Origin of the sequence: Klebsiella sp. MBT K-1, from assembly GCF_002556465.1 — a bacterium.
Taxonomy (GTDB): Bacteria; Pseudomonadota; Gammaproteobacteria; order Enterobacterales; family Enterobacteriaceae; genus Klebsiella; species Klebsiella grimontii.
The window spans coordinates 100,163-125,540 of record NZ_PDEL01000005.1; the positions used below are offsets into that span (position 1 = coordinate 100,163).

Consider the following 25,378-nt stretch of genomic DNA (forward strand, 5'->3'; position numbering starts at 1 on the left):
GGCCAGGGAGTTCCAGAGACAATGAACAATAATCATAACAAATGGCGGCTTAACCGGATAGCCGGAGCTCTGGCCGTTGCCTTGATACCGTGGTGTGATACTGCGCTGGCGCGGGATGTGTTTAACCCGGCGTTATTGGAAATGGATGGCCCGCAGACGGGGGTCAGGGATTTATCGGCTTATGAACACGCTGGAGGGCAGCAGCCGGGAACCTATCGGGTCGATATTTACCTCAACAATATCTTTATGGAGACCCGGGATGTCACTTTTCAGCAAAGCCGGATCCCGGGGGAAACGGCCCTGCAGCCGTGTCTGAACGTTGAAGAGCTTGCCGAATGGGGCGTGCGCGTTAAGCAATTCCCTGAATTAGGCCGTAAATCGGCGGACTGCGCGGATTTGGGCGTTATACCACAGGCAACGGCTGACTTTCGTTTTAGTCAGCAACGCCTGTTATTAAGTTTCCCTCAGGCGGCGGTTACCAGCGCGGCGCGGGGCTGGGTCGACCCGAAGCAGTGGGATGACGGCATAGCGGCCCTTCTGCTGAACTACTCCGTAAGCGGGGCGAATAACTGGTCGCGCAAGAATGACATGCCGGATAGTGACAACCAATACGTTAACCTGCGTCCCGGTATCAACATGGGTCCGTGGCGTTTGCGCAACTACACTACCTGGTCACGTAACAGCAGCGAAGGCGAGTCCAGTAACAGCTGGGATACGGTTTATACCTATGCCCAGCGTAATATTAATGCCCTGCAAGGGGTGATGACGTTGGGCGATAGCAGCACCGACGCCGACATTTTCGAAGGCATCCCTTTTCGCGGGGCGATGCTGGCTTCCGATGACGATATGCTGCCGGAAAGCCTGCGCGGCTATGCGCCGGTGGTTCGCGGGATTGCGCGTACCAATGCCCAGGTCATTATTCGCCAGAACGGCTATGAGATTTACCAGACCTATGTCTCCCCCGGCGCGTTCGAAATCACCGATCTGTATCCGACCGGTGGCTCGGGCGATTTAGCGGTCACTATTAAAGAATCCGATGGCAGCGAGCAAAACCTGATCGTGCCTTATGCTTCACTGCCTGTCCTGCAGCGCGAGGGCCGCCTCAAATATAGCGTGACCTCCGGCGTATACCGGGCCTACGACAATAGCATTGATGAAACGCCCCTTACTCAGGGGACGGCTATTTACGGTCTACCGTTGGGGATAACCCTGTACGGCGGCGGTCAGTTTAGCAGCAAATATCAGTCCCTGGCGCTGGGGGTGGGGAAAAACCTTGGCGATCTTGGCGCCGTATCGACCGATGTCACCCAGGCCTGGTCGAACCGACAGGATCAAGACAAAGAGAGCGGGCAGTCGGTGCGTATTCGTTATAGCAAAGATCTTCCAGGCTTAGGGACTAACATTTCCCTGGCCGGATATCGCTATGCTACCAGCGGCTACTGGGATATGCAGGAGGTGCTGGATACCTATCGGGACGATAATTATACCCCTTCAATAGAACGGCGGCGCAATCGCGGGGAAGTGACGCTCAGCCAGAGCCTTGGCGAAGAAATGGGGTCTCTCTCGCTAAACTATATCCGCGAAGATTACTGGAACACCGGGCGCACGATGGAGTCCGTCGGCGTGGGATACAACAATAGCTGGCGCGGCGTCAGCTACAGCATGAACTACAGCTATAACCGTAATACCACCGACCAGAATACCGGAACGCGCAATGATGAAGACCACCTTTTCGCTCTGAGCATCAGCGTGCCGCTGGGGGAATGGCTGCCGAAACCAGTTTATGCCAGCTACTCCCTGAACAGCAGTAAGAATGGCTCCACCAGCAACAACCTGGGCCTTTCCGGCACTTTGCTTGAGCGTGATAACCTGAGCTGGAGCGTACAGGAAGGATACACCAGCCAGGGACGAGGGGAGAGCGGCAGCATTAATGCCGACTGGCGCGCGACCTATGGCGAGCTTACCGGCGGCTACAGCCATGATAAATACAGCCATCGCCTGAACTACGCCCTGCGCGGTGGAGTCCTGGCGCATGAAAATGGCCTGACGCTGGGGCAGCCTTTTGGCGAAACCCTCGCTTTAGTTAAAGCGCCCGGCGCTTCCGGGGTTGGGATCAATAACCAGACCGGCGTCAGAACCGACTGGCGGGGCTACGCCGTGGTGCCTTACGCCTCGCCGTATCGCAAGAATATCTTGACCCTTGACACCAGCACGATGCCGGACGATGTCGATCTCGAGCTAACCACTCAAACGGTGGTGCCAACCCGCGGGGCGGTGGTTCGCGCAAACTACTCCACCAGCGTCGGTAGCCGGGTTCTGATGACGGTTCGTCGGGCGAATGGTCAGCCGGTACCTTTCGGCGCGATGGTCAGCGTACCCGGAGCCGCGGCGTCAGAGCAGGCATTTATCGTTGGCGAGGGCGGACAAGTTTATCTGACCGGGCTGGAGTCTAATGGAGCGCTTAACGTGAAATGGGGAGCGGCCGCACAGGAGCGCTGCCGGATTCAGTACGCGCTGCCGTCAGGTAAAACTCTCACCGGCATTATTGTAGCCCCGGGGCTATGCCGCTAATCGAAAGGATGCAGAAATAATGAAACGATTTTTATGGGCAATATTAGCAGGCCTGTCGGCGCTGGCGCTATCGCCGCAGGCGATGGCGGCAACCGGGTGGTGTGAGACGACTTCGGCTGGTCACGCTCCATTTCGCAATACATTCTCATTTATTGAAACCTTTACTAATCCCTCGCAAAACCAGGCTGGGATGACGTTTCCTCGCCTGTACCGTTGGAATACCGGGGGAAATTATAATGCAAAATGTGATTGTGGCAGCTATATCACTGGGCCTACATATTTTAAAGCCACGGTACCTGGGATGGCTGCGACGCAAAGTCGAGGCGGGGTAAATTATTATCAGCTTAATAAATATCTGGAAATTGCCAGCGAGCTATATATTGCCGGGGGCGTGAATGACTATTTCCCAACACCTATCGACAATAAAAGCAATAACAATAACCAGGGCTTTGCTTGCAATGCGGGCGGTTCAACTTTTCAGAGTGGTTCAGTGGGATACGTTTCGCTCTATTTTACTCGACCATTTGTTGGTCAGGTGACTATCCCTCCGACGGTTATCCTTAATGTCTATGGAACAAGAATCTCTGGAAGCTACGGTGCAAATCCATTAACGCAGATCTCAATGAGCGGCTCGGTTACGGTACCGCAGTCCTGCGAAATAAATACCGGTCAGCCAATTAACATTGATTTTGGCGATATTGCTGGCAATAACTTCAAAACGGCCAACCAGATGCCGACGGGCTTCACTCCTTACGAGGTAAATATGACCGTGGCCTGCACCAATATTTCGGCAGGGGTTAAAATTGCTCTCTCATTCCAGGGCACGGCTGACTCCCATGACAACACTGCGCTGGTGACGACCAATAGCGATATTGCGGTGCGGATTGAAAGTATTACCGGAACCAAAATTCCAGTGATTTCAGGGCTGCTGCCGGTCGATCTGAACTATTCGACCCAGACCGGGGATACCACTATGAAAGTCTATCCGATAAATACCACCGGTAATTTACCCGCTGGCGGTGGGTTTACCGCCACGGCAACCATTCAGGCTGAAATTGAATAGCAGGAGTCAATAATGAAAAAGGCGCTATGGTTGGCATTGTTGCTGCCTGTTTTTTCATCCTGGGGCGGAATACCCTTAAATATAAAAGGCACGATTTATTATTATCCCTGCGATGTGAGCACTGATACAAAATATCAAGAGGTGAATTTCGGTACGCTGGTGAAAACAAATTTTCAGGCGGCCGGCTCCGCTTCGGAGTGGAAAACCTTTACCTTAAATGTCGAAAACTGCCCGGCAGGAACCACTAAAGCGACGGTGAAGTTTGACGGCGTGACGGACGGCGATGACGCCACGCATTTCGCCAATGTGGCGGCCAGCGATGCGGCGCAGCGTATTGCGCTGCAAATAACCAATAGCGACCATTCCACGACCTATAAAAATCAGGACAAGATGACGGTTGCGATTAACAGCAGTACGCAAAAGGGCGTTTTTCCGCTGGCTGCCCGTTTATATTCAACTCAGGGCGGAGCGACGGCGGGTAACTTTGAATCGGTGGTGCAGTTAACATTTACCTATCAATGACCTGATGAGCTAACTGGATGAAAAGGAATGGCGTATGCAGGAAGATACGGAATATCTGAGCGTAAAGGATGTTGAGCGACTGGTACTTGCCGCAAACTATTGTGCTCACCCGGAAAGAAATAGCTGCATGATTCAAATGTGCTTTTTGCACGGCTGCCGGATTAACGAAATTACCGCATTAACTTTGCGAGATATCGACCTGCCGGGAAAACGAGTTTATATTCGCCGGGCGCGTCACGGTATTTCTGGGTATCATCCATTACAACCGAAAGAGGTTCTCTCACTGCAGCGCTGGTTGCTGGCCAGAGAGTGTTATCCGGCGCAAAATGATTTATTATTTATCTCCTCTCGCGGTAATAAAATGACCCGTCAGCGTTTTTACCAGATTATTCGTGAATGCTGCGAGCTGGCAAAATTGAAGCAAAATATTCACCCGCGGATGCTGCGCCATGCCTGCGGCTATGAACTGGGAAAAAAAGGCATTGATGACGACTCTATCCAGGATTACCTGGGTTATCGGAATTTGAAATCTATCCTGCGTTATAACAGCTACGTTGAAGAGTAGCTGGCGGCGTATTCGCGGCTTTTGTCTCTGCCGCGTTACGCCTCTTTTTTATTCTACGGTATAGACCATGAAATCTTCCGCCAGCACGGTAGACGGGAATATCTCTCGGCACTCTGCCAGCAGGCGCTGGCAGCCTTCAGCGTCATAGCGAGAACTAAAATGCGTGGCGATAAGCGTACCGACGTCGGCGTCGTGCGCCAGCGCGGCGGTTTGCTGGCTGGTTGAATGGCCACGGCTATTCGCTTTTTCCGCCATCGCCTGTTCGAGGGTCACCTCATGGACCATAACATCCACGCCGCGGGCCAGTTCCAGCGCCGCCGGGCAGGGGGCGGTATCGCCGAAAATCGCCAGCTTCTTACCCGGCGTTGCCGGGCCGAGGTAGCGGCTGCCGTCAATCACCCGACCATCCAGCTCAACCGTCAGCCCCTGCTTTAAACGGTGGAACAGCGGGCCGGGAGGCACGCCTTCGGCGATAAGCCGGGCGGCATCGAGGGTGCCCGGCTTATCATGCTGTTCGATACGATAGCCATAGCACTCGACCGGATGGTTTAACGGCCAGGCGGTGACCCGGAAGCCGGCTTCATCAAACACCAGCCCCGGTTCGACTTCGACGATAGTGAGCGGATAATCGGTCCAGGAGCCGCTCAGGCGCAGCGCGGTTTCCACAAACTCTTTAAGCCCCTTTGGCCCGTACAGCGTCAGCGGCAGAGTATTGCCCTGCATCGAGCGGCTGCACAGCAGGCCGGGGAGGCCGAAAAGGTGATCGCCATGTAAATGGGTGATAAAAATCTTGTTCAGTTTGCCGGGGTGACAGGCGGTGCGCAGAAACTGATGCTGAGTTCCCTCTCCGCAGTCGAACAGCCACATCTCCGCCATTGTTGGCTGTTGCAAATTCAGCACTATCGACGTCATATTACGCGTACGGGTCGGCACGCCAGCGGATGTCCCCAAAAAGAGTAATTCCATCGTCCAATATCCTCAGGGCGTGGGTCAAAAAACAAAGTATACCAACTAAGGAACCGCAGATGATGACATGGCAGGATCTTCACCACGCCGAACTGACCGTCCCCCAGCTATATGCCGTGCTGAAATTACGCTGTGCGGTGTTTGTTGTCGAACAATCCTGCGTCTATCAGGACATCGACGGCGACGATCTGGTGGGAGAGAACCGCCATCTTCTCGGCTGGCGCGGCGATGAACTGGTGGCCTACGCGCGCATTCTCAAGAGCGATGACGAGTTTGAACCGGTAGTGATTGGCCGGGTGATTATCAGCCCGGCGGCGCGCGGCGAGAAGCTGGGTTATCAGCTGATGGAACAGGCGCTGGCCAGCTGCCGTCAACACTGGCCGCAAAAGGCCATCTATCTTGGCGCCCAGGCGCATCTGCAAAAATTCTACGCCAGCTTCGGTTTTGTGCCGGTGACCGAAGTTTACGACGAGGACGGCATCGACCATATCGGCATGGCGTACGAAATCGCCACCCACTGACCGTCGCGCGAATTAAAAGCCGCTCCCTCATCGTGGGTACTGCTATTCCTCAGTAGGACCCCGTATAATGTGGGGTTTTTACTCCGTGGAGGTTCGCGTGCTGTCTGTTTCCACCGCGCTGGAAAGCCTATACCGCTGCCTGGATGAAGCGTTCCCGCCATCGCCCGGCACGCGAATTTACGATATCTCCTTTGCGCTGAATGACGCTTTTGATCCGCTGCTGTGGTGCAACCATCAGCGGCAGTGGCCGCAGTTTTACTGGCAGCAGCGCAGCGGCGATGAAGAGCTGGCGGCGCTGGGAGCTGTAAAAACCTTTGCTTCCCTGACGCTGGCGCACGATTTTTTGCGCCAGCAGGGGCGTGATGACCTGCGAATTTGCGGCCTTAACGCCTTTGATCCTCAGCAGGGCCTGTTGCTATTGCCGAGGCTGGAGTGGCGTCGCCTGGGCGGCAGCGCCACGCTACGTCTGGTGCTGTCCAGCGAGAGCTCGCTCCGCGACGATGCCCGCGCGGCGCGTGAATTTCTCGATTCGCTGACGGCGAAACAGGCGCAGGCCACCGCGATGCCCTCTCTGCTTAGCGAACAGCATTTCCCGGCTTATCCGCAGTGGCGAGCGCTGATTACGCAGGCGACGCAGGCGATAGCGGCGGGGGAGATGGATAAAGTAGTGCTGGCTCGCGCCACCGATTTGCATTTCGCCGCGCCGTTAAACGCCGGATCGATTATGGCCGCCAGCCGTCGCAGCAATCTTAACTGCTTCCACTTCCTGATGGCCTTTACCCCGCGAGAGGCATTCGTGGGTTCAACGCCGGAACGGCTGTGGCGGCGGCGCGGCGCGCTATTGCGTACCGAAGCGCTGGCGGGAACCGTCGCCAGCCATGCGGACGATCGTCAGGCCCAGCGTTTGGGCAACTGGTTGATGGGCGACGATAAAAATCAGCGCGAAAATATGCTGGTGGTGGAGGATATCTGCCAGCGGCTGCAAGGGGAGACGCGCGCGCTGGAAGTGCTGCCGCCGCAGATTGTTCGTTTGCGGAAAGTTCAGCATTTGCGGCGCTGTATATGGGCCGAGCTGGATAAACCCGATGATGCCCGCTGTCTTCATCTGCTTCAGCCCACGGCGGCGGTCGCGGGTTTGCCGCGTCAGGTGGCGCTGGATTTTATCACCCGTAATGAGCTTTTTACCCGCGGCTGGTATGCAGGCTCTGCTGGCTATCTGTCGCTGGCGCAAAGCGAATTTTGCGTCTCTCTGCGTTCGGCGAAAGTCGAAAACCATACGCTCAGACTGTATGCCGGGGCGGGGATCGTCAGCGGCTCTTACCCTGAGCAGGAGTGGCAGGAAATTGAAAATAAAGCCGCGGGATTGCGTTCGTTACTGCTTACAGAAACATAGATAAAACGATGCATATCAAAACGGCAACAGTCTGCTTTATCTATACTTAGCCTCAATATTTGATACTGGACAAATTCATGTCAGTAAGCGCATTTAACCGACGCTGGGCGGCGGTGATCCTTGAAGCTTTGACCCGCCACGGCGTGCAGCACATCTGCATTGCGCCCGGATCGCGTTCGACGCCTTTAACCCTGGCGGCGGCGGAAAACCACGCGTTTATTCACCATACCCACTTTGACGAACGCGGTCTTGGCCATCTGGCGTTAGGGCTGGCGAAAGCCAGCGGCCAGCCGGTGGCGGTAATTGTGACCTCCGGTACCGCGGCGGCTAACCTCTATCCGGCGCTGATTGAAGCCGGGTTGACCGGCGAAAAACTCATTTTGCTGACCGCCGACCGGCCGCCGGAGCTGATCGACTGCGGCGCGAATCAGGCTATACGCCAGCCGGGCATGTTCGCCTCGCATCCGTCGCACACAATATCCCTTCCGCGCCCGTCGCAGGATATCTCCTCCCGCTGGCTGGTCTCGACCCTCGACCAGGCGCTCGGCGCGCTGCACGTCGGCGGCGTTCATATTAACTGCCCGTTTGCCGAACCGCTGTATGGCGATATGGACGACACCGGCGCCGAATGGCAGCAGCAGCTCGGCGACTGGTGGCAGAGCGATAAGCCCTGGCTGCGTCAGTCTCTGCAGACCTCAAGCGAAAAGCAGCGTGACTGGTTTTTCTGGCGCCAAAAACGCGGCGTAGTGGTCGCCGGACGGATGAGCGCGGAAGAGGGCCAGAAGGTTGCCGAGTGGGCGAAAACGCTCGGTTGGCCGCTGATTGGCGATGTGCTCTCGCAAACCGGGCAGCCGCTTCCCTGCGCCGATCTGTGGCTCGGCAACGCAAAAGCGGTCAGCGAACTGGCGCAGGCGCAAATCATTGTTCAACTGGGCAGCAGCCTGACCAGCAAACGCGTTTTGCAGTGGCAGGCTAACTGCGAACCCGAAGAGTACTGGCTGGTGGACAACCTGCCGGGGCGTCTGGATCCTGCCCAGCATCGCGGTCGTCGCCTGGTCTGCGCCATCGACCGCTGGCTTGAGCAGCACCCGGCGGAAAAACGCCAGCCGTGGGCCGTCGTTATTCCTGAACTGGCGCGCCAGGCCTGGCAGGCGGCGGTCGCCAGCAGCGAGGCGTTCGGCGAGGCCCAGCTGGCGCAGCGAATCCGGCGCTATCTGCCGGATCAAGGGCAGCTGTTTGTCGGCAACAGCCTGGCGGTACGTTTAATTGACGCGCTGTCGCAGCTACCGGCGGGTTACCCGGTCTACAGCAATCGCGGGGCCAGCGGAATCGACGGCCTGCTGGCGACGGCGGCCGGGGTGCAGCGCGCCAGCGCGCGCCCTACGCTGGCTATCGTCGGCGATCTGTCGGCGCTTTACGATCTCAACTCGCTGGCGCTCCTGCGTCAGGCTTCAGCGCCGATGGTGCTGATTGTCGTCAACAATAACGGCGGGCAGATTTTTTCCCTGCTGCCCACGCCGCAGGCGCAGCGAAGCCAGTTCTATCTGATGCCGCAGAATATCCATTTCGCCCATGCGGCGGCGATGTTCGATCTGACCTATCATCGCCCTGCGGACTGGAATGAACTGGAACGGGCGCTGGACGTTGCCTGGCGAGCGCCCGGCGCGACGCTGATTGAGCTGGTGGTCAACGAAACCGACGGTACGCAAACTTTGCAGCGGCTGCTGGCGCAGGTGAGTCAGCTATGATCCTCCACGCGCTGGCCGAACGCGGCCAGCCGGGCCATCCCTGGCTGGTCTTTTTGCACGGTTTTTCCGGCGATTGTCACGAATGGCTGACGGTCGGCCAGGCGTTTGGCGCGTATTCGCGTCTCTATATTGACCTGCCGGGCCACGGCGGTTCAGCGAATATTGCGGCAAACAGCCTGGCCGAGGTTGGTTATCTTGTTGAGAAAACGCTTAATAGTTACAACATACTTAAGTGCTGGCTGGTGGGTTACTCCCTTGGCGGACGGGTGGCCATGTACTTTGCCTGCCAGCCGCGCGAAGGGCTCTGCGGGCTGGTGGTGGAGGGGGGGCATCCGGGGTTAACGGATGAAAACCAACGTTTGCTGCGCCGCCACGGCGATGCCGCCTGGGCTGAACGCTTTCGCCGCGAGCCGCTGACCCAGGTGTTTGCCGACTGGTATCAGCAGCCGGTCTTTGCTTCCCTTGATGCCGCGCAGCGGGCGGCGCTGATTGCGCTACGCAGCCGCAATAACGGCGGTGCGCTGGCGGCAATGCTGCAGGCCAGCTCGCTGGCGGAACAGCCCGATCTCCGCGAACCGTTACGGGCTCGCGAGTTCCCTTTTCATTACCTTTGCGGCGAACGCGACGGCAAGTTTCGCGCCATCGCCGATGAGCTATCGGCCACCACGCACGTGATTAATCATGCCGGACACAATGCGCATCGGGAAAACCCCGATGCTGTCGTGGCTTGTCTGGCGCAGTTTTTAGCGAGTTAACTGAAGGACACTTTATGATCTCTCTTGATGAAGCAATGCTTTACGCCCCGATTGAATGGCAGGACTGCTCCGAAGGCTACACCGACATTCGTTACCAAAAATCGGCGGACGGAATTGCCAAAATCACCATCAACCGCCCGCAGGTACGCAACGCATTTCGTCCGCTGACCGTCAAAGAGATGATTCAGGCGCTGGCGGATGCCCGCTATGACGACAATATCGGCGTCATCGTGCTGACCGGTGAAGGCGACAAAGCGTTTTGCGCCGGCGGCGATCAGAAGGTCCGCGGCGACTACGGCGGCTATCAGGATGATTCCGGCGTTCATCACCTCAACGTTCTCGATTTCCAGCGGCAGATCCGCACCTGCCCGAAACCGGTGGTGGCGATGGTGGCGGGTTATTCCATTGGCGGCGGCCATGTCCTGCATATGATGTGCGATCTGACCATCGCGGCGGAAAACGCTATCTTTGGCCAGACCGGTCCGAAAGTTGGCTCCTTCGACGGCGGCTGGGGCGCCTCGTATATGGCGCGCATCGTCGGGCAGAAAAAAGCCCGTGAGATCTGGTTCCTGTGCCGCCAGTACGACGCGCAGCAGGCGCTGGATATGGGCCTGGTCAATACCGTGGTGCCGCTGGCGGATCTGGAAAAAGAGACCGTGCGCTGGTGCCGGGAAATGCTGCAAAACAGCCCGATGGCGCTGCGCTGCCTGAAGGCGGCGCTGAACGCCGACTGCGACGGCCAGGCGGGACTGCAGGAGCTGGCGGGTAACGCCACCATGCTATTTTACATGACCGAAGAGGGTCAGGAAGGGCGCAATGCTTTCAACCAGAAGCGCCAGCCGGACTTCAGCAAATTTAAACGGAATCCGTAATGCGACAGGCGCAGGTCTACCGCTGGCAGCTACCGATGGACACGGGTGTGGTGCTGCGTGAACGGCGGTTAAAAACCCGCGATGGTTTGCTTCTGCGCCTGCGCGACGGCGAGCTCGAAGGCTGGGGGGAAATCTCTCCCCTGCCGGGATTCAGCCTGGAAACGCTGGATGACGCGCGGACGGCGCTGCTGGCGTGGGCGAGCGCCTGGCGAGATGGCGAAGACGACGCGCTGCCGGCCCCGCCGTCGGCGGCTTTCGGGGCGAGCTGCGCACTGGCGGAACTGTGCGGCGAGCTGCCGCAGGCGGCGGATTATCGTGCGGCGCCGCTCTGTTCCGGCGACCCGGACGAGCTGTTCGCCAGGCTTTCGCTGATGCCCGGCGAGAAGGTCGCCAAGGTCAAAGTTGGCCTGTATGAGGCGGTGCGCGACGGTATGGTGGTCAATCTGCTGCTGGAGGCGATTCCCGATCTGACGCTGCGCCTCGACGCTAACCGCGCCTGGACGCCGCTGAAAGCCCAGCAGTTCGCTAAATATGTTAATCCGCACTATCGCAGCCGCATCGCCTTTCTCGAAGAGCCTTGTAAAAATCGCGACGATTCGCGCGCTTTTGCGAAAGAAACGGGTATCGCTATCGCCTGGGATGAGAGCCTGCGCGAGGCGGACTTTAGCTTTGCCGCCGAGCCGGGGCTGCGGGCGGTGGTGATTAAACCAACGTTGACCGGCAGTCTGCAAAAGGTACGCCAGCAGGTGGCGCAGGCGCATGCGCTGGGGCTGACGGCGGTGATCAGCTCATCCATTGAGTCGAGCCTTGGACTGACGCAGCTGGCGCGAATCGCCGCCTGGTTTACCCCGGACACGATACCCGGTCTGGACACCCTGAGCCTGATGCGCGGCCAGCTGGTGCGCCGTTGGCCGGATAGCGAGCTGCCGTGTCTGAGCGTTGATGAGCTGGAGCCGCTACTGTGACCTTTAGCGACTGGCCCTGGCGTCACTGGCGGCAACGGCGGGAAGAGGCCCGGGCGCTGCGCTTGAATGAGCGGCGGCTAAGCTGGCGAGAACTGTGCGCGCGCATTGATGCGCTGGCGGCGGGATTTCACGCCCAGGGGGTCAGCGACGGCGATGGCGTGCTGCTTCGCGCTTACAACCAGCCCGATGCTTTGCTGGCATTGCTGGCCCTGCTGCAGTGCGGCGCGCGCGTTCTGCCGCTGAATCCGCAGCTGCCGGCTCCTCTGTTGGCGGAACTGCTGCCGTCCCTTGGCCTGCGCCACGCGCTGGCGCTGAACGGCGGCGACCTTCCGGTAGCGCTTAATGCCTTAGTTTTGCGCGTTGGCGACGGCGCGTACGCGGCGGCCTGGCGAGAAGATCGTATCGCTTCCATGACGCTCACCTCGGGGTCGACGGGGCTGCCGAAAGCGGCGGTGCACGCTTTTCGCGCCCATCTTGCCAGCGCAGAGGGCGTGCTGGCGATGATACCCTTTGCGCCACACGATGACTGGCTGCTGTCGCTGCCGCTGTTTCACGTTTCCGGTCAGGGCATTCTCTGGCGCTGGCTATTTGCTGGCGCAGGCCTGACGGTACGCGACAAGCAGCCGCTGGAACAGGCGTTACGCGGCTGTACCCACGCCTCCCTGGTGCCGACTCAGCTATGGCGCCTGCTTAACGGCGACGCCGGGGTGTCGTTAAAAGCGGTTCTGCTCGGCGGCGCGGCGATTCCGGTGGCGCTCACCGAACAGGCCCGCAGGCGCGGTATCCGCTGCTGGTGCGGCTACGGGCTAACCGAGTTTGCCTCCACGGTATGCGCCAAGGAGGCGGACGGCCTGGCGGATGTCGGGCGGCCGCTGCCGGGGCGCGAAGTGCGGATTGTCGATGGCGAGGTCTGGCTGCGCTCGGACAGCATGGCGGAAGGCTACTGGCGCGATGGGCAAACGGTCCCCATCGCTGATGCCGACGGCTGGTTCGCCACCCGCGATCGGGGACAGCTGGAGCACGGCAGGCTGACTATCCTCGGAAGAGTGGATAACCTCTTTTTTAGCGGCGGAGAAGGTATTCAGCCGGAAGAGGTGGAGCGGGTTATCGGCGCACACCCATTGATTGGGCAAGTTTTTATCGTGCCGCAGGATGACGCGGAGTTTGGCCAGCGGCCGGTGGCGGTGGTGGAATGCAGCGCGCATTGCGAACCGTCCGAGCTGGCAGGCTGGTGCGCCGATAAGCTGGCGCGGTTTCAGCAGCCGGTGCGCTGGCTGCGGCTGCCTGAATCGCTGAAAACCGGCGGAATTAAAATTTCCCGCCGGGCGCTACGCGACTGGGTCAACCAGCAGGAGAGCTCCGCCTCAGAAGCGCTGGACGTGCAGTAGCTGCTGCGTATGCCAGCGGCCCAGCGCAAAAACGGTGGTCAGCGCACCGAGCAGGGCGCAGAACATATCGGACTGAGTATCCCAGGGATCGCCCTGGGTGCCGAGAAATTCATCGGCGCCCTGTCCCAGCGCCAGCGCCGCCCACCATTCGATCAGCTCGTAGACGGCGCTAATCGCTAGCGCAATGCAGCAGACCACGAAACCGAGCATTTTACGCCCGTGAACGTAGCCGCCGCGCAGCAAAATCTCCCGCGCCGCCAGCGCCGGGACCAGCCCCTGGAAAAAGTGTCCCAGCTTATCGTAGGGGTTGCGGCTCAGCCCCAGCCATTCCTGTACGTCAAAGCCGATGGGCACTTTGGCGTAGGTGTACATACCGCCGACCATCAAAATGATGGCATGAAAGAAAACCAGCGTGTAAAGCAGCGGCGTCAACGGATAGCGCGAGCGCGTGGCCAGCAAAAGCGGAACGAGGATAATGACCGGCGTGACTTCCATCAGCCAAGTGAGTTTGTCCCCTGCGCTGATACCGGTGTAAGCGAGGATCAGGGCCAGCGCCAGCGCGGCGAATGTTAACCCCGAACGGGATGCTGCGACGGTCATAACGGATCACCAGAAAGTTAAAACGATAACTATCAGGCAGATGCAGGAGAAATTCAATCGATACCGTCATTGGCGGCGGTTGGCGACCGCCAATGACGTTGTCTATCAGGAGGAGGGAATATCGCCGGGCGTTTTTTGCTGACGTTTACGCATATATCGCAGCAGCGGGGGCACAACAATCACCGCGATGGCCAGCAGCAGGAGCGTTTTGGTCACGCCGCTTTGCCATAGAATCGCCACGTTGCCGTTGCTGATGGAGAGCGCGCGGCGCAGGTTCTGCTCCAGCATCTCCCCCAGCACGAAGCCTAAGATCAGCGGCGACATCGGGAAGTGCATCTTACGCATGATGTAGCCGAGCACGCCCAACCCAACCATCAATAGCAGGTCGAAGGTGGTGCTGTGCACCGCGTAGACGCCGACCGCGGACACGGCGGCGATAGCCGGGACCAGAAACCACAGCGGGATGGTCAGCATGCGGGTGAACAGACCGATCAGCGGAATGTTCATAATCAGCAGCATCACGTTGGCGATGAGCAGCGCGGCGATTAACCCCCAGACGATATCCGGCTGTTCGGTAAACATCGCCGGCCCCGGGGTAATATTGTAGAGGGTCAGCGCGCCCATCATCACCGCGGTGGTCCCGGAACCGGGGACGCCGAGCGTGAGCATCGGAATAAACGAGCCGCAGGCGGAAGCGTTATTCGCCGCTTCCGGCGCCGCGACGCCGCGAATATCGCCTTTCCCGAAGGTGTCGCTGTTGCCGCTGAGCTTTTTCTCGGTCATATAGGTGATGGCGCTGGCAATGGTCGCCCCCGCGCCCGGCAGAATGCCGACAAAGAAACCCACCACCGATGAGCGCAGGGTCGCGCCGACGCACTGTCCCGCCTCTTTAGCGTTAAACAGCATACGGCCGGTTTTGCGCACCAGCTTCTGCCCGCCGCTGGTGCTCTCCAGCATCAGCAAGATCTCCGAAACCGAAAAGAGGCCAATCACCACCACGATAAACTGCACGCCGTCGGAGAGATGAACGCTGTCGAAAGTGAAACGATACACCCCGGTATTGGCATCAACGCCCACCGTCGCCAGCCCCAAGCCGATCAACGCGGCGAGGAACGACTTGAGCGGATTTTGCGCCATCATGCTGCCGAGGCAGGCGATGGCGAAAACCATCAGGGCGAAATATTCCGCCGGGCCGAACGCCAGCGACCACTGCGCCAGTATGGGGGCGAACAGAATCATCCCGCCGATAGCGATCATTGAACCGACGAAGGAGCTGACGGCGGAGATCGACAGGGCCACGCCGCCGCGCCCCTGCTGCGCCATAGGATAACCGTCGATGGCGGTCATAATGGCGGCGGCATCGCCGGGCACGTTAAGCAAGATCGATGAAATACGTCCGCCGTATTCACAACCTATATAGACCGTGGCCAGCAGAATGAGCGCCGATTCAGCGGGCAGATGCAGGGCAAAGGCCAGCGGCAGTAGGATCGCCACGCCGTTAATTGGGCCCAGGCCCGGCAGCAGGCCGACGATGGTGCCAACGAAGCAGCCAATCAGCGCGATCAGCAGGTTGGTCGGCGTCATGGCGACGGCGAAGCCCTGCGACAGATAAATCCAGATATCCATAAACTCCTCCGTTAACTCAACCAGACGCCGAGCGGCAGGGTGACATCGAGCAGGGCGTCAAAGACGTACCACAGCGCGATGCCCATCGCCACGCCGGCTACCCCGGCAGCGGGCAGGGTGGCGCCAAACAGCAGGCCAAAAACGGCGGTCAGCAGCGCGGTGGCCAGAGGAAAACCCAGCCATTCAAAACCCCACGCGTAGACCACCAGTGCCACCACCATCGTCAATAAACGTTGTAAAACCAGACGCCCAGGCCAGGTGATGGCGTCGGGCCGACGCAGAAGCAGTAAAACAGAGCACAGCAGCATCAGGCCGATAATGCCTACCGGGAAAGGGCGCGGGCCGACGGGTTCATAGGCGTATTCGCTGTGGATTTGCCAGGCGATAAACATTCCCCCCGCGCAGAGCAGCAGCCACACACCGGCAAAAATACGATCGCTCATCGCAACCTCCGTTAATTATTTTGCCAGGCCAAAGGATTTCGCCTGCTGGCGATACGCTTCCACCTGCTTTTTGACATAGGCGTCCAGTTCCTTGCCGTTCATGTTGAATTCAAACAGGCCGCGCAGCTCGCGCTGCTTTTTGAACGCGTCGGTCTGCTGCAATTTAGTGAACTCATCCACCCACCACTGATAGTCGGCGTCGCTGACTTTCGGGCCCACGAAGAAGCCGCGAATAATCGGCCATACCAGGTCATAGCCCTGCTCTTTGGCGGTGGGGACATCGGCGAGCGCGCCCGGTAGCCTTTCGTTAGCGAAGACCGCCAGCACGCGGATTTTATTGCCCTGTAGATAAGGCACCATTTCGCTGAGATCGCCGGAGACTGCCTGCACGTGATTGCCCAGCAGCGCGGTGACCGGTTCGCCGCCGCCCTCAAAGGCCACGTAACGCATTTTGTGCGGATCGACGTTCGCTTTTTGCGCCAGCAGCGCCGCTTTCATCCAGTCCTGGCTACCGATTGAGGCGCCGGCGCCGATGACGATACTGGCGGGGTTTTTTTCCATCGCCGCCATGAACGACGGCAGGTCTTTCCACGGCGAGTCGGTGCGTACCGCGATCATGCCGTAATCGGTGCCGACGCTGGCCAGCCAGCGGACATCATCCACGCCGTAGCGGCCAAACTTGCCCTGCGCCAGGTTGAGCAGCGAGCCGCCGGAAAAGGCGACCACGGTACCGGGTTCGCCGGGACGCTGGGCGACGATCGCATTGTAGGCCACTGCCCCTACGCCGCCGGGCATGTAGGTGACGCGCATCGGTTTTTTGATGGCGCCGGTTTCCATCAGGCTGACCTGAATCAGTTTGCAGGTGAGATCGAAGCCGCCGCCGGGCTTGGCGGGCGCGATACATTCGGTACGGGAAGGCGCCTCGACGGCCCAGGCGGAGGCGGTACAAAGGCATAGCGCGAGGGCGCTAAGATGGCGCAGGAATGGAATATTCATAGGCTTCCTCAGTCAGTTACAGGGTACGTTTTTTTGATTATGTGAACCGGCATGTGGCTATTCGGTTGCATGATTGTTAAAACAATTACCTTTCATTTCCCTTTCAACGCGGCAGCAACTTTTCAGGATGTGATATGCGTCTCTTACTGGCAGAAGATAACCGTGAGCTGGCTCACTGGCTGGAGAAAGCGCTGGTACAGGGCGGGTTTGCCGTGGACTGCGTATTTGATGGCCGGGCGGCCGATCATCTGCTGCAAAGCGAAAAATATGCGCTGGCGGTGCTGGATATCGGCATGCCGGGACTCGACGGTCTGGAGGTGGTGCAGCGCCTGCGAAAGCGCGGGCAGACTCTTCCCGTCCTGCTGTTAACCGCCCGCAGCGCGGTGGCGGATCGGGTTAAAGGGCTGAACGTCGGCGCCGATGACTATTTGCCAAAACCTTTTGAGCTCGAAGAGCTGGATGCCAGGCTGCGCGCGCTGCTGCGGCGTAGCGAAGGCCAGGTGCATGAGGTGCAACAGATTGGCGCGCTGGAATATCGCGATGAAGGCTATTTTTTACTGCGCGGGCAGACGCTGTCGTTGACGCCGCGCGAGCAGGCGCTGCTGACGGTGCTGATGTTCCGCCGTACGCGGCCGGTGTCGCGCCAGCAGCTGTTTGAACAGGTTTTCAGCCTCAGCGATGACGTCAGCCCGGAAAGCATTGAGCTGTATATTCATCGTCTGCGTAAGAAACTTCAGGAGAGCAACGTGCGTATCGTGACCCTGCGCGGCCTGGGCTACGTGCTGGAGCTCGCTCATGAGGTGGGGTAAACCGCAGTCGTTATTCGCCCAGCTGCTGCTGTTTCTCGGCCTGCCGCTGGTTTTGCTGTGGGGGCTGTCGGCGTTCAATAGCTACGTCAGCGCCCTGCAGGCGGCGACCCAGGCTTACGATCGTACGCTGCTCTCCTCCGCCCGCACGGTGGCGGAGCGTCTGGTGGTACGCCACGGCAGGCTGGAAGTGAATGTTCCCTGGGTGGTGCTCGATAGCTTCGAGCTGAATATGAACGATCGCCTGTACTATAAAGTTCTCGATCCCGAGAGGCGGGTGATTTCCGGTTTTGACGACCTGCCGCCAATGCCGCCATCAACCTCTCGTACCGATCTCTATCCGGCGCTGGCGTGGTTTTATCATACCGAATATCGCGGCCAGGCCATTCGCGTGGCGCGGCTGCTGCAGCCGGTTAACGAAGGCGGCGTTGTCGGCATGGCGGAAATCTATATCGCCGAAACGCTGCAGTCGCGGCGCTGGCTGGCGGGACAGCTGCTGTTTTCATCATGGATCTCGCAGGGGCTATTAGTGCTGCTGACGCTGGTTCTCGCCGGCTGGCTGCTGCGCCGCGTGCTGCGGCCAATGCGCCAGCTTTCGGCGCTGATGATACGGCGCGAACCCGGCCTGTTGACGCCGCTGCCGGAGCTGCTGCCGTGGTCGGAAACCCGGCTGCTGATCGTCGCCTTTAACCGCTATATCGACCGGCTGCGGGTGATGATTTCCCGCCAGGAGCGGTTTAGCGCCGACGCGTCTCATCAGCTCAAAACGCCGCTAGCGGTGTTGAAAACCCAGGCTTCGGTGGCGCTGGCGAGCGGCGATCCCCGACAGTGGCGCGAGAGCCTGGAGGCGATGAGCGGCACGCTTAATAGCACGATCCTGCTCACCGAGCGCCTGCTGCAGCTGGCTACCATCAAACGGAAAGAGCAGGGGGAACAGGCGTTCCCGCCGGTAGACCTTCAGGAGATCGTTCACCATAGCTGCTTTTCCCGTCTTCAGCAGGCGCGGAGCAAAGCTATCGATCTCGGTTATGAGGGGGAAACCTCGACGGTGACCATTGCCGGAGACGGCGTTTTGTTGAGCGAGCTGTGCGCGAATCTGCTGGATAACGCGATTCGCTATACGCCGCAGGGGGGGATCGTCACCGTCAGCCTGCATCGTGACGGAGAGGCGGTGCTGCTGGATGTCGAAGATAGCGGGCCGGGGATCGATGATGCGCAGATTCAGCAGGCGCTCATGCCGTTCCATCGTCTGGAAAACGTGGGGGATAACCCCGGCGCCGGGCTTGGCCTGGCGCTGGTCAGCGATATTGCGCGCCTGCACCGCAGCCATCCGCAGCTGCTGCGGAGCGAAACGCTGGGCGGGCTGAAGGTCAGGCTGCGCTTTTTGCGCGCGCGTTCAGAGTAAGCCTTTCAGGGTGAGGGTCCGGCGGGTCGCCACGTTCAAATCATAGTGAGGAAGATCCTCGGCTTTCACCCAGGCGTAGTCCTGAAACTCTTCGTTGATCGTCACGTCGCGATTGGCGCTGATGCAGTCGAAGATCAGGTAAATCATATAAATTTCTTCCCGGCGGCCATCGGCGTAGGTTTTAACCCGGACGTCGTCGCGAAAGGTCCACGGGGTGACGTTGGTCAGCTGCAGTTTTTCGCCCAGCTCTTCACGAATTTCTCGCCGCAGCGCCTCTTCAATGCGCTCGCCTGGCTCGACGCCGCCGCCGGAGAGCGCCCACTGGCCGGGAAACACGCCGCGATCGTCGGCCATTTTACACAGCAGATAGTGGCCTTCATGTTGAATGAGCGGGCAGACGATAGTCCTTTGACGCATGATTTCTCCTTAATGATGATGCGGATAAAAATTGTAATGGCCCAGTTTGCGAGCCGCCTCGGCAAACCGCAAGCGAAAACGCGCGGTGAATGCGAGTGGTGGTAGGGTGAGCGCAGGTTAATTGGTCAGGGGCCATCATGGAACAGATAGCAAGCCACTCGCCGCACGATGCGGTCTTTAAACATCTTTTGTCCCAACGGGCAACGGCGCGCGATTTTTTGCATATTCATTTGCCGAAGCATTTGCGGGAACAGTGCGATCTGCGGACGCTGCAGCTGGAGTCCGGCAGTTTTATTGAAGAGGACTTACGCGCCAGCCATTCGGATATCCTTTATTCGCTAAAAACCCATGGCGGAGAGGGGTATATCTACATTCTTATTGAGCATCAAAGCTCTCCCGACAGGCATATGGCGTTTCGCCTGATGCGATACGCCATCGCGGCGATGCAGCATCATCTTGATAAAGGGCATCATCAGCTGCCGCTGGTGATTCCTCTGCTCTTTTATCACGGCAGGACCAGCCCCTACCCGTATTCAACGCGCTGGCTGGATGGCTTTCCACAGCCAGAGATGGCCGAGCGGCTGTATAGCCGGAGTTTTCCTCTGATAGACGTCACTGAGATCCCTGACGATCGGCTTGTACAGCACCGCCGGGTCGCTATGCTTGAGCTACTGCAAAAACATATCCGCCAGCGGGACCTGATGGACATCTCTGAGCAACTGGTCAGAATATTATCCTTGGGATACACTACGCGTCGGCAGTTTAAAACGTTGCTGAATTATATGCTTCAGGCGGGTAACGCCGCCGATCCGGTGGCCTTTTTACGCAAGCTCGCGCAAAAGACGCCGCTCAAGCCGCATAAGGAGACGCTGATGAATATTGCTCATTTTCTGGAAGAGCGTGGCCGTAAAGAGGGGATCCTTCAGGGAATGAAGGCGGGGATAGAAAAGGGCTTACAAAAGGGCCGACGTGAAGGTCGCAATGAAGGCCGACGTGAAGGTCGCAATGAAGGCCGAAATGAAGGCCGACATCAAGGTCTGCAGGAGGCGACGCAACGCATTGCCCTGGCGATGCTGGATGAGGGGCTTGAGCCTTCTCAGGTCGCAAAGCTGACCGGTTTATCGCAGCAGCAGCTCGCTAAGCTCCGGCACTAAAATCGTTTAAAAAGCGTAAAATGGCAGCCTTAAGGGCTGCCATCAGTACTTATTCCCCGTGCTTTAAGGCCTGTAACGCCGCTGCAACACCCGCGCCGTAGTCGGGGTGGACTTCGCTGAACAGGCCAATTTGTCGCTGCTGAATAAACTCAGGAATATCCCGCATATCATTGGCGATACGCTGGAACATTCGCTGATGCTCATCTTCGCCTAATAGCTCAAACAGTCTGCGCGGCTGGCTAAAGTAGTCGCTATCTTCCCGGTGATCCCAGTGCGCCGCCGCGCCTTCAAGGCTTAAAGGCGGCTCGCTAAAGTCCGGTTGTTCCTGAAACACGCCAAAGCTGTTGGGCTCATAGGTGACGCCGTTGCCGCTATTGCCGTCAACGCGCATCGCGCCGTCGCGGTGATAGTTATGGAACGGGCAGCGCGGAGCATTGACCGGAATTTGATGATGGTTAACGCCCAGACGATAGCGCTGGGTATCGCCGTAGGAAAACAGCCGTCCCTGCAGCATCCGGTCCGGAGAGAAGCCCACGCCAGGCACCACGTTCGCCGGATTCATCGCGACCTGCTCAACCTCAGCGAAGTAGTTATCCGGGTTGCGGTTAAGCTCCAGTACCCCGACTTCAATCAGCGGGTAATCGCCGTGCGGCCAGATTTTGGTCAGATCGAAGGGGTTGTAAGGGACCCGGCTGGCTTCCGCTTCCGGCATTATCTGCACGTAGAAGGTCCAGCGCGGGAAATCGCCTCTTTCAATCGACTCATAGAGATCGCGCTGCGAACTCTCGCGATCTTCTGCTACCAGGCGTTTCGCTTCATCATCCATCAGGTTGGCGATCCCCTGCTGGGATTTGAAGTGGAATTTCACCCAAAAACGTTCATTTTCAGCGTTAATAAAGCTGAACGCGTGGCTGCCGAAACCGTGCATATGGCGATATGAGCGCGGGATGCCGCGGTCGCTAAAGTCGATGGTTAACTGATGCAGCGTTTCGGGAAGCAGGGAGAAAAAATCCCATTTCCAGGTTGGATTACGCAGGTTGGTGCGCGGGTCGCGTTTGACAACGTGGTTAAGGTCGGGAAATTTCAGCGGGTCGCGAAGGTAGAAAATCGGCGTATTGTTGCCCACCAGATCCCAGTTGCCCTCTTCGGTATAGAACTTGATAGAAAAGCCGCGAATATCGCGCTCGGCGTCAGCGGCGCCGCGTTCTCCGGCGACGGTTGAGAAACGCAGGAACAGGTCGGTGGTTTTACCGACTTCGGAAAAAAGCTTTGCTCGGGTATAGCGGGTGATATCGTGGGTAACGGTCAGTTTGCCGTATGCCCCGGAGCCTTTAGCGTGCATTCGGCGTTCCGGGATAACCTCACGGTCAAAGTGGGCCAGTTTTTCCAGAAACCAGACATCCTGCAGCAGCATCGGTCCGCGAGGACCTGCAGTCACGACATTATTATTATCGACAACCGGCGCGCCGGCACCGGTGGTTAGTCCTTTCTTGCTCATCTTTATCTCCTGACAAAGTTTTATGTAACTTATTCATCTCCCTGAAGGAAAAAAATAAGCTGAGCACACTTTGTAGAATAAATAGCCAGCACGGACAATCTGGCTCTGGCTATCGAATTGATACCCGGAGCCGTTGGCAAAATTCCGGTAGCAACTGGTTACAATCACAATGGCAAACGTTGCTTTAGTTCATTGATTCCTTAGCATTCGGCAGTACAATTTCGCGGTTTTTTGGGATTTTCTTATTATTATTTTCTGGATAGATAAAAATGAAAAAAAGCATATTTATGGCCCTCGCCGGCATGATGTTCGTCTCGACGGCGGCAAATGCGATCAGCGTCAGCGGGCAGGCCGGTGAGCACTACACCAATCTCGGCGTCGGATTCGGCACCGAATCGACCGGCCTGGCGGTAACCGGCAACTGGCTGCACAATGATGACGACGGCGATGCGGCGGGTCTGGGATTGGGCCTGAACATCCCCCTTGGGCCATTCCTGGCCACCGTGGGCGGCAAAGGCGTTTACACCAATCCGAACAACGGCGATGAGGGCTACGCGGCGGCGGTCGGCGGCGGTCTGCAGTGGAAAATCGGCGACAGCTTCCGTCTGTTCGGCGAATACTATTACTCTCCGGATTCACTCTCCAGCGGCATCGACAGCTATCAGGAAGCCAATGCCGGCGCGCGCTTTACCATTATGCGTCCTCTGAGCATCGAAGCCGGCTACCGCTACCTCAACCTGGCGGGTAAAGACGGCAACCGCGATAACGCGGTCGCTGACGGTCCGTACGTCGGCGTCAACGCCAGCTTCTAATCTCTGCGGCGCGGTATTCCGCCGCGCCTGATTTTCAGGCTTTTTCGCCAGCCGCTTTGCGATATAGTATTTCTACTTATCAGGCTGGAGTTCACAATGTTAAACGTGGAAATGCTGTCCACCGGCGATGAAGTACTGCATGGGCAAATCATCGATACCAATGCCGCGTGGCTGGCGGATTTCTTTTTTAATCAAGGATTACCCTTAAAGCGTCGCCATACCGTTGGTGACGATCTCGACTCCCTGGTGGCGATTTTACGCGAGCGCAGCGAGCATGCCGATGTGCTGATCGTCAACGGCGGTCTGGGGCCGACCAGCGACGACCTGAGCGCGCTGGCCGCCGCGACGGCCAAAGGCGAAGGGTTGATTTTGCACGAAGCGTGGCTGGAAACCATGACCCGTTTCTTTGCCGAGCGCGGCAGGCCCATGGCCGCCAGCAATCGTAAACAGGCGGAAATTCCGCAAAGCGCCGAGATGATCGATAACCCGGTTGGAACCGCCTGCGGTTTTGCCGTGCAGCTAAACCGCTGCCTGATGTTTTTTACCCCCGGCGTGCCTTCCGAATTTAAGGTGATGGTCGAGCAGGAAATCTTACCGCGCCTGCGCGAGCGTTTCCCGCTGCCTGCTGCGCCGCTGTGCCTGCGTCTGACCACCTTCGGCCGTTCCGAAAGCGAACTGGCGCAGAGCCTCGATCATCTGCAGCTGCCGCCGGGAGTGGTGATGGGCTATCGCTCCTCGATGCCGATTATCGAACTGAAGCTGACCGGGCCCGCTGAACAGCGCGAGGCGATGCTGGCGCTATGGCCGGAAGTGCGGAAAGTGGCCGGAGAGAGCATGATTTTCGAAGGCACAGAAGGCCTGCCCGCGCAGATCGCCCGTCGTCTGCAGGAGCGTCAGCTAAGCCTGACGCTGAGCGAGCAGTTTACCGGCGGCCTGCTGGCGCTACAGCTTTCACGCGTCAATGCGCCGCTGTTGGCCAGTGAAGTCATTCCGTCGCAGGAAGAGACTCTGGCGCAGTCCGCGCGCTGGGCGGCTGAGCGGCGCGAGAAACATTTTGCCGGCCTGGCGCTGGCGGTCAGCGGCCAGGAGAGCGATCACCTGAATTTTGCGCTTTCTACGCCGGACGGCACCCACGCGCTGCGGGTGAAATTCACCACCAGCCGCCACAGCGTGCAGGTGCGTCAGGAGGTGTGCGCGATGATGGCACTGAACATGCTGCGCCGCTGGCTGAACGGCCAGCCGGTGGCCGGCGAACACGGCTGGATTAACGTCGTCGAATCTCTCACGGTGTAAACAAACCTCCGCGTCGGGAGTCTTTCCCGACGCGCGATGAGTCCAGCCAGCTGTACTTGCTTTTAAATATTCTGTGTACTACCTCGCATTTTTATCCTTCCGAACGTCCACCTTGCTGGAATAGCGTCGTCATTTGAAGCCGCTCACAATTTATCCGCCTGACAACCGCAACACTGATTCCAGTATTCAGGATTGGAGTCCAGTATGTTGGAATCAAGCAAAGTCCCGGCGCTGACCCGCGCCATTGATATTCTCAATTTGATCGCCCGCATCGGTCCCTGCAGCGCGGCGACCATTATTGACGAACTGGGTATTCCGAAAAGTACCGCCTATCTGCTGCTGGGAGAGCTGAAAAAACAGCGCTTCCTCAGCATGGATAATCAGGATAACTACTGCCTGTGGACCAAGCTGGTTGAGCTGGCCGGGCAGGCGCTGAGCAAAATGGACCTGCGCGAGCTGGCGCGTCCGCGCCTGACGCAGCTGATGGATCAGTGTGGGCTGCTCTGCCACCTGGGCATTATCGACAGCGGCAACGCCTACTACATTCTGAAGATTGAGTCCCCGGCCACCATCAGCGTGCGCTCGCATGAGGGGAAGAGCCTGTCGCTGTATCGCTCCGGTATCGGTAAATGCCTGCTGGCCTGGCAGCCCGAGCGGGTTCAGGAGTCGATTATCAGCGAGCTGCGGTGGGAACGGGCGACGCCAACCACTATCACCAGCGCCCAGCAGCTTCGCGATGAGCTGGGGCGTATTCGCGCCCGCGGCTGGAGCTTCGATAACGGCGAAGACTATCCCGACGTTCGCTGCGTGGCCGCCCCGGTGTTTAACGCCAATAACGAGCTGACCGCCGCCATTTCCGTGGTGGGTACCCGTCTGCAAATCAATGAAGACAATCGCGATTACCTCGCCGGTAGGGCGATTGCCTGCGCCAAAGATATTTCCCGTCTGCTGGGGTGGAAGAGCCCCTTCGAACAACAAGCCTCATAATAAGGAGAAGAT

Annotated in this window: 24 protein-coding genes; 17 read left to right on the forward strand and 7 right to left on the reverse strand. The window is 58.5% G+C overall.

Features of this window, described 5'->3' with window-relative positions:
- Positions 1-21 precede the first annotated feature (21 nt).
- Genes CMQ96_RS08865 through CMQ96_RS08880 form a run of 4 tightly spaced genes read left to right on the forward strand, consistent with a single transcriptional unit; the run spans position 22 to position 4,721 of the window.
- The gene (locus tag CMQ96_RS08865) at positions 22-2,571 is read left to right on the forward strand and encodes a fimbria/pilus outer membrane usher protein (protein WP_049100295.1); all 2,550 of its coding nucleotides are present in this window, start codon (positions 22-24) and stop codon (positions 2,569-2,571) included.
- Positions 2,572-2,590: 19 nt separating this feature from the next.
- Positions 2,591-3,634 carry a fimbrial protein gene (locus CMQ96_RS08870; RefSeq protein WP_024359258.1) on the forward strand — a complete coding sequence of 348 codons (1,044 nt, stop codon included), beginning with the start codon at positions 2,591-2,593 and terminating at the stop codon, positions 3,632-3,634.
- Between the two features lie 12 nt (positions 3,635-3,646).
- Positions 3,647-4,156: a fimbrial protein gene (locus CMQ96_RS08875; RefSeq protein ID WP_004870973.1), complete on the forward strand. Its 510-nt coding sequence runs from the start codon at positions 3,647-3,649 to the stop codon at positions 4,154-4,156.
- 34 nt (positions 4,157-4,190) lie between these two features.
- On the forward strand, positions 4,191-4,721 hold the full coding sequence (locus tag CMQ96_RS08880; protein WP_004870975.1) for a tyrosine-type recombinase/integrase: 531 nt from the start codon (positions 4,191-4,193) through the stop codon (positions 4,719-4,721).
- A 48-nt stretch (positions 4,722-4,769) separates the two neighbouring features.
- On the opposite strand, the gene rnz is transcribed toward CMQ96_RS08880, so the two are convergent.
- Positions 4,770-5,687 (reverse strand): ribonuclease Z, encoded by a 918-nt coding sequence (gene rnz, locus CMQ96_RS08885; protein WP_024359257.1) that lies wholly within the window; start codon positions 5,685-5,687, stop codon positions 4,770-4,772.
- Between the two features lie 59 nt (positions 5,688-5,746).
- Here rnz and CMQ96_RS08890 point away from each other — a divergent pair, with 59 nt between their 5' ends.
- The 7 genes from CMQ96_RS08890 to menE all read left to right on the forward strand — a co-directional run bounded on the left by CMQ96_RS08890 (position 5,747) and on the right by menE (position 13,329).
- Complete coding sequence (locus CMQ96_RS08890; protein WP_004870979.1) at positions 5,747-6,208, forward strand: GNAT family N-acetyltransferase; 462 nt, start codon at positions 5,747-5,749, stop codon at positions 6,206-6,208.
- A gap of 97 nt (positions 6,209-6,305) precedes the next feature.
- Complete coding sequence (gene menF / locus CMQ96_RS08895; RefSeq protein WP_049100302.1) at positions 6,306-7,601, forward strand: isochorismate synthase MenF; 1,296 nt, start codon at positions 6,306-6,308, stop codon at positions 7,599-7,601.
- A gap of 77 nt (positions 7,602-7,678) precedes the next feature.
- Positions 7,679-9,349, forward strand: coding sequence for a 2-succinyl-5-enolpyruvyl-6-hydroxy-3-cyclohexene-1-carboxylic-acid synthase (menD, locus tag CMQ96_RS08900; protein WP_098066609.1), 1,671 nt, complete (start codon positions 7,679-7,681; stop codon positions 9,347-9,349).
- Positions 9,346-10,104, forward strand: coding sequence for a 2-succinyl-6-hydroxy-2,4-cyclohexadiene-1-carboxylate synthase (menH, locus tag CMQ96_RS08905; protein WP_098066611.1), 759 nt, complete (start codon positions 9,346-9,348; stop codon positions 10,102-10,104). The genes menD and menH overlap by 4 nt, the downstream gene beginning before the upstream one ends.
- 14 nt (positions 10,105-10,118) lie before the next feature.
- Complete coding sequence (gene menB / locus CMQ96_RS08910; RefSeq protein ID WP_004123101.1) at positions 10,119-10,976, forward strand: 1,4-dihydroxy-2-naphthoyl-CoA synthase; 858 nt, start codon at positions 10,119-10,121, stop codon at positions 10,974-10,976.
- On the forward strand, positions 10,976-11,941 hold the full coding sequence (gene menC / locus CMQ96_RS08915) for an o-succinylbenzoate synthase (protein WP_098066613.1): 966 nt from the start codon (positions 10,976-10,978) through the stop codon (positions 11,939-11,941). The genes menB and menC overlap by 1 nt, the downstream gene beginning before the upstream one ends.
- On the forward strand, positions 11,938-13,329 hold the full coding sequence (menE, locus tag CMQ96_RS08920) for an o-succinylbenzoate--CoA ligase (RefSeq protein WP_024359252.1): 1,392 nt from the start codon (positions 11,938-11,940) through the stop codon (positions 13,327-13,329). Before menC ends, menE begins: the two co-directional genes overlap by 4 nt.
- Here the strand turns inward: menE and CMQ96_RS08925 are convergent.
- The 4 genes from CMQ96_RS08925 to CMQ96_RS08940 all read right to left on the reverse strand — a co-directional run bounded on the left by CMQ96_RS08925 (position 13,306) and on the right by CMQ96_RS08940 (position 16,994).
- The gene (locus CMQ96_RS08925) at positions 13,306-13,929 is read right to left on the reverse strand and encodes a DUF2238 domain-containing protein (protein ID WP_004133986.1); all 624 of its coding nucleotides are present in this window, start codon (positions 13,927-13,929) and stop codon (positions 13,306-13,308) included. The genes menE and CMQ96_RS08925 overlap by 24 nt on opposite strands.
- A gap of 105 nt (positions 13,930-14,034) precedes the next feature.
- Positions 14,035-15,555 carry a tripartite tricarboxylate transporter permease gene (locus CMQ96_RS08930; RefSeq protein WP_049087151.1) on the reverse strand — a complete coding sequence of 507 codons (1,521 nt, stop codon included), beginning with the start codon at positions 15,553-15,555 and terminating at the stop codon, positions 14,035-14,037.
- 11 nt (positions 15,556-15,566) lie between these two features.
- The gene (locus CMQ96_RS08935; RefSeq protein ID WP_004133992.1) at positions 15,567-15,998 is read right to left on the reverse strand and encodes a tripartite tricarboxylate transporter TctB family protein; all 432 of its coding nucleotides are present in this window, start codon (positions 15,996-15,998) and stop codon (positions 15,567-15,569) included.
- A 15-nt stretch (positions 15,999-16,013) separates the two neighbouring features.
- Entirely contained in the window at positions 16,014-16,994 is a 981-nt protein-coding gene (locus CMQ96_RS08940; RefSeq protein WP_024359250.1) for a tripartite tricarboxylate transporter substrate binding protein, read from the reverse strand.
- Between the two features lie 134 nt (positions 16,995-17,128).
- Between CMQ96_RS08940 and tctD the strand changes: the two genes are divergently transcribed.
- A complete protein-coding gene (gene tctD, locus CMQ96_RS08945) occupies positions 17,129-17,803 on the forward strand; it encodes a transcriptional regulator TctD (protein ID WP_004133997.1) in 675 nt (224 codons plus the stop codon).
- Positions 17,790-19,205 (forward strand): sensor histidine kinase, encoded by a 1,416-nt coding sequence (locus CMQ96_RS08950; RefSeq protein WP_098066615.1) that lies wholly within the window; start codon positions 17,790-17,792, stop codon positions 19,203-19,205. The genes tctD and CMQ96_RS08950 overlap by 14 nt, the downstream gene beginning before the upstream one ends.
- Here CMQ96_RS08950 and nudI read toward each other — a convergent pair.
- Positions 19,197-19,622, reverse strand: a complete 426-nt coding sequence (nudI, locus tag CMQ96_RS08955; RefSeq protein ID WP_004134001.1) for a nucleoside triphosphatase NudI — start codon at positions 19,620-19,622, stop codon at positions 19,197-19,199. The two genes, CMQ96_RS08950 and nudI, sit on opposite strands and share 9 nt — an antisense overlap.
- 137 nt (positions 19,623-19,759) lie before the next feature.
- On the opposite strand from nudI, the gene CMQ96_RS08960 reads away from it, so the two are divergent.
- The gene (locus CMQ96_RS08960; RefSeq protein WP_098066617.1) at positions 19,760-20,776 is read left to right on the forward strand and encodes an Rpn family recombination-promoting nuclease/putative transposase; all 1,017 of its coding nucleotides are present in this window, start codon (positions 19,760-19,762) and stop codon (positions 20,774-20,776) included.
- Positions 20,777-20,825: 49 nt separating this feature from the next.
- Here the strand turns inward: CMQ96_RS08960 and CMQ96_RS08965 are convergent, their stop codons facing one another.
- Complete coding sequence (locus CMQ96_RS08965; RefSeq protein ID WP_064343065.1) at positions 20,826-22,274, reverse strand: catalase; 1,449 nt, start codon at positions 22,272-22,274, stop codon at positions 20,826-20,828.
- A gap of 269 nt (positions 22,275-22,543) precedes the next feature.
- Between CMQ96_RS08965 and CMQ96_RS08970 the strand changes: the two genes are divergently transcribed.
- The 3 genes from CMQ96_RS08970 to CMQ96_RS08980 all read left to right on the forward strand — a co-directional run bounded on the left by CMQ96_RS08970 (position 22,544) and on the right by CMQ96_RS08980 (position 25,366).
- On the forward strand, positions 22,544-23,086 hold the full coding sequence (locus CMQ96_RS08970; protein ID WP_004123076.1) for a YfaZ family outer membrane protein: 543 nt from the start codon (positions 22,544-22,546) through the stop codon (positions 23,084-23,086).
- A gap of 96 nt (positions 23,087-23,182) precedes the next feature.
- Positions 23,183-24,379, forward strand: coding sequence for a nicotinamide mononucleotide deamidase-related protein YfaY (locus tag CMQ96_RS08975; protein ID WP_024359244.1), 1,197 nt, complete (start codon positions 23,183-23,185; stop codon positions 24,377-24,379).
- Positions 24,380-24,583: 204 nt separating this feature from the next.
- Positions 24,584-25,366 carry an IclR family transcriptional regulator gene (locus CMQ96_RS08980; RefSeq protein WP_004123072.1) on the forward strand — a complete coding sequence of 261 codons (783 nt, stop codon included), beginning with the start codon at positions 24,584-24,586 and terminating at the stop codon, positions 25,364-25,366.
- Positions 25,367-25,378 lie beyond the last annotated feature (12 nt).

Bases quoted from the DNA above. Each gene is read 5' to 3' on its own strand.
- CMQ96_RS08865 (WP_049100295.1), top strand. From the start codon at position 22: ATGAACAATAATCATAACAAATGGCGGCTTAACCGGATAGCCGGAGCT.
- CMQ96_RS08870 (WP_024359258.1), top strand. From the start codon at position 2,591: ATGAAACGATTTTTATGGGCAATATTAGCAGGCCTGTCGGCGCTGGCG.
- CMQ96_RS08875 (WP_004870973.1), top strand. From the start codon at position 3,647: ATGAAAAAGGCGCTATGGTTGGCATTGTTGCTGCCTGTTTTTTCATCC.
- CMQ96_RS08880 (WP_004870975.1), top strand. From the start codon at position 4,191: ATGCAGGAAGATACGGAATATCTGAGCGTAAAGGATGTTGAGCGACTG.
- rnz (WP_024359257.1), bottom strand. From the start codon at position 5,687: ATGGAATTACTCTTTTTGGGGACATCCGCTGGCGTGCCGACCCGTACG.
- CMQ96_RS08890 (WP_004870979.1), top strand. From the start codon at position 5,747: ATGATGACATGGCAGGATCTTCACCACGCCGAACTGACCGTCCCCCAG.
- menD (WP_098066609.1), top strand. From the start codon at position 7,679: ATGTCAGTAAGCGCATTTAACCGACGCTGGGCGGCGGTGATCCTTGAA.
- menH (WP_098066611.1), top strand. From the start codon at position 9,346: ATGATCCTCCACGCGCTGGCCGAACGCGGCCAGCCGGGCCATCCCTGG.
- menB (WP_004123101.1), top strand. From the start codon at position 10,119: ATGATCTCTCTTGATGAAGCAATGCTTTACGCCCCGATTGAATGGCAG.
- menC (WP_098066613.1), top strand. From the start codon at position 10,976: ATGCGACAGGCGCAGGTCTACCGCTGGCAGCTACCGATGGACACGGGT.
- CMQ96_RS08925 (WP_004133986.1), bottom strand. From the start codon at position 13,929: ATGACCGTCGCAGCATCCCGTTCGGGGTTAACATTCGCCGCGCTGGCG.
- CMQ96_RS08930 (WP_049087151.1), bottom strand. From the start codon at position 15,555: ATGGATATCTGGATTTATCTGTCGCAGGGCTTCGCCGTCGCCATGACG.
- CMQ96_RS08935 (WP_004133992.1), bottom strand. From the start codon at position 15,998: ATGAGCGATCGTATTTTTGCCGGTGTGTGGCTGCTGCTCTGCGCGGGG.
- CMQ96_RS08940 (WP_024359250.1), bottom strand. From the start codon at position 16,994: ATGAATATTCCATTCCTGCGCCATCTTAGCGCCCTCGCGCTATGCCTT.
- tctD (WP_004133997.1), top strand. From the start codon at position 17,129: ATGCGTCTCTTACTGGCAGAAGATAACCGTGAGCTGGCTCACTGGCTG.
- CMQ96_RS08950 (WP_098066615.1), top strand. From the start codon at position 17,790: ATGAGGTGGGGTAAACCGCAGTCGTTATTCGCCCAGCTGCTGCTGTTT.
- nudI (WP_004134001.1), bottom strand. From the start codon at position 19,622: ATGCGTCAAAGGACTATCGTCTGCCCGCTCATTCAACATGAAGGCCAC.
- CMQ96_RS08960 (WP_098066617.1), top strand. From the start codon at position 19,760: ATGGAACAGATAGCAAGCCACTCGCCGCACGATGCGGTCTTTAAACAT.
- CMQ96_RS08965 (WP_064343065.1), bottom strand. From the start codon at position 22,274: ATGAGCAAGAAAGGACTAACCACCGGTGCCGGCGCGCCGGTTGTCGAT.
- CMQ96_RS08970 (WP_004123076.1), top strand. From the start codon at position 22,544: ATGAAAAAAAGCATATTTATGGCCCTCGCCGGCATGATGTTCGTCTCG.
- CMQ96_RS08975 (WP_024359244.1), top strand. From the start codon at position 23,183: ATGTTAAACGTGGAAATGCTGTCCACCGGCGATGAAGTACTGCATGGG.
- CMQ96_RS08980 (WP_004123072.1), top strand. From the start codon at position 24,584: ATGTTGGAATCAAGCAAAGTCCCGGCGCTGACCCGCGCCATTGATATT.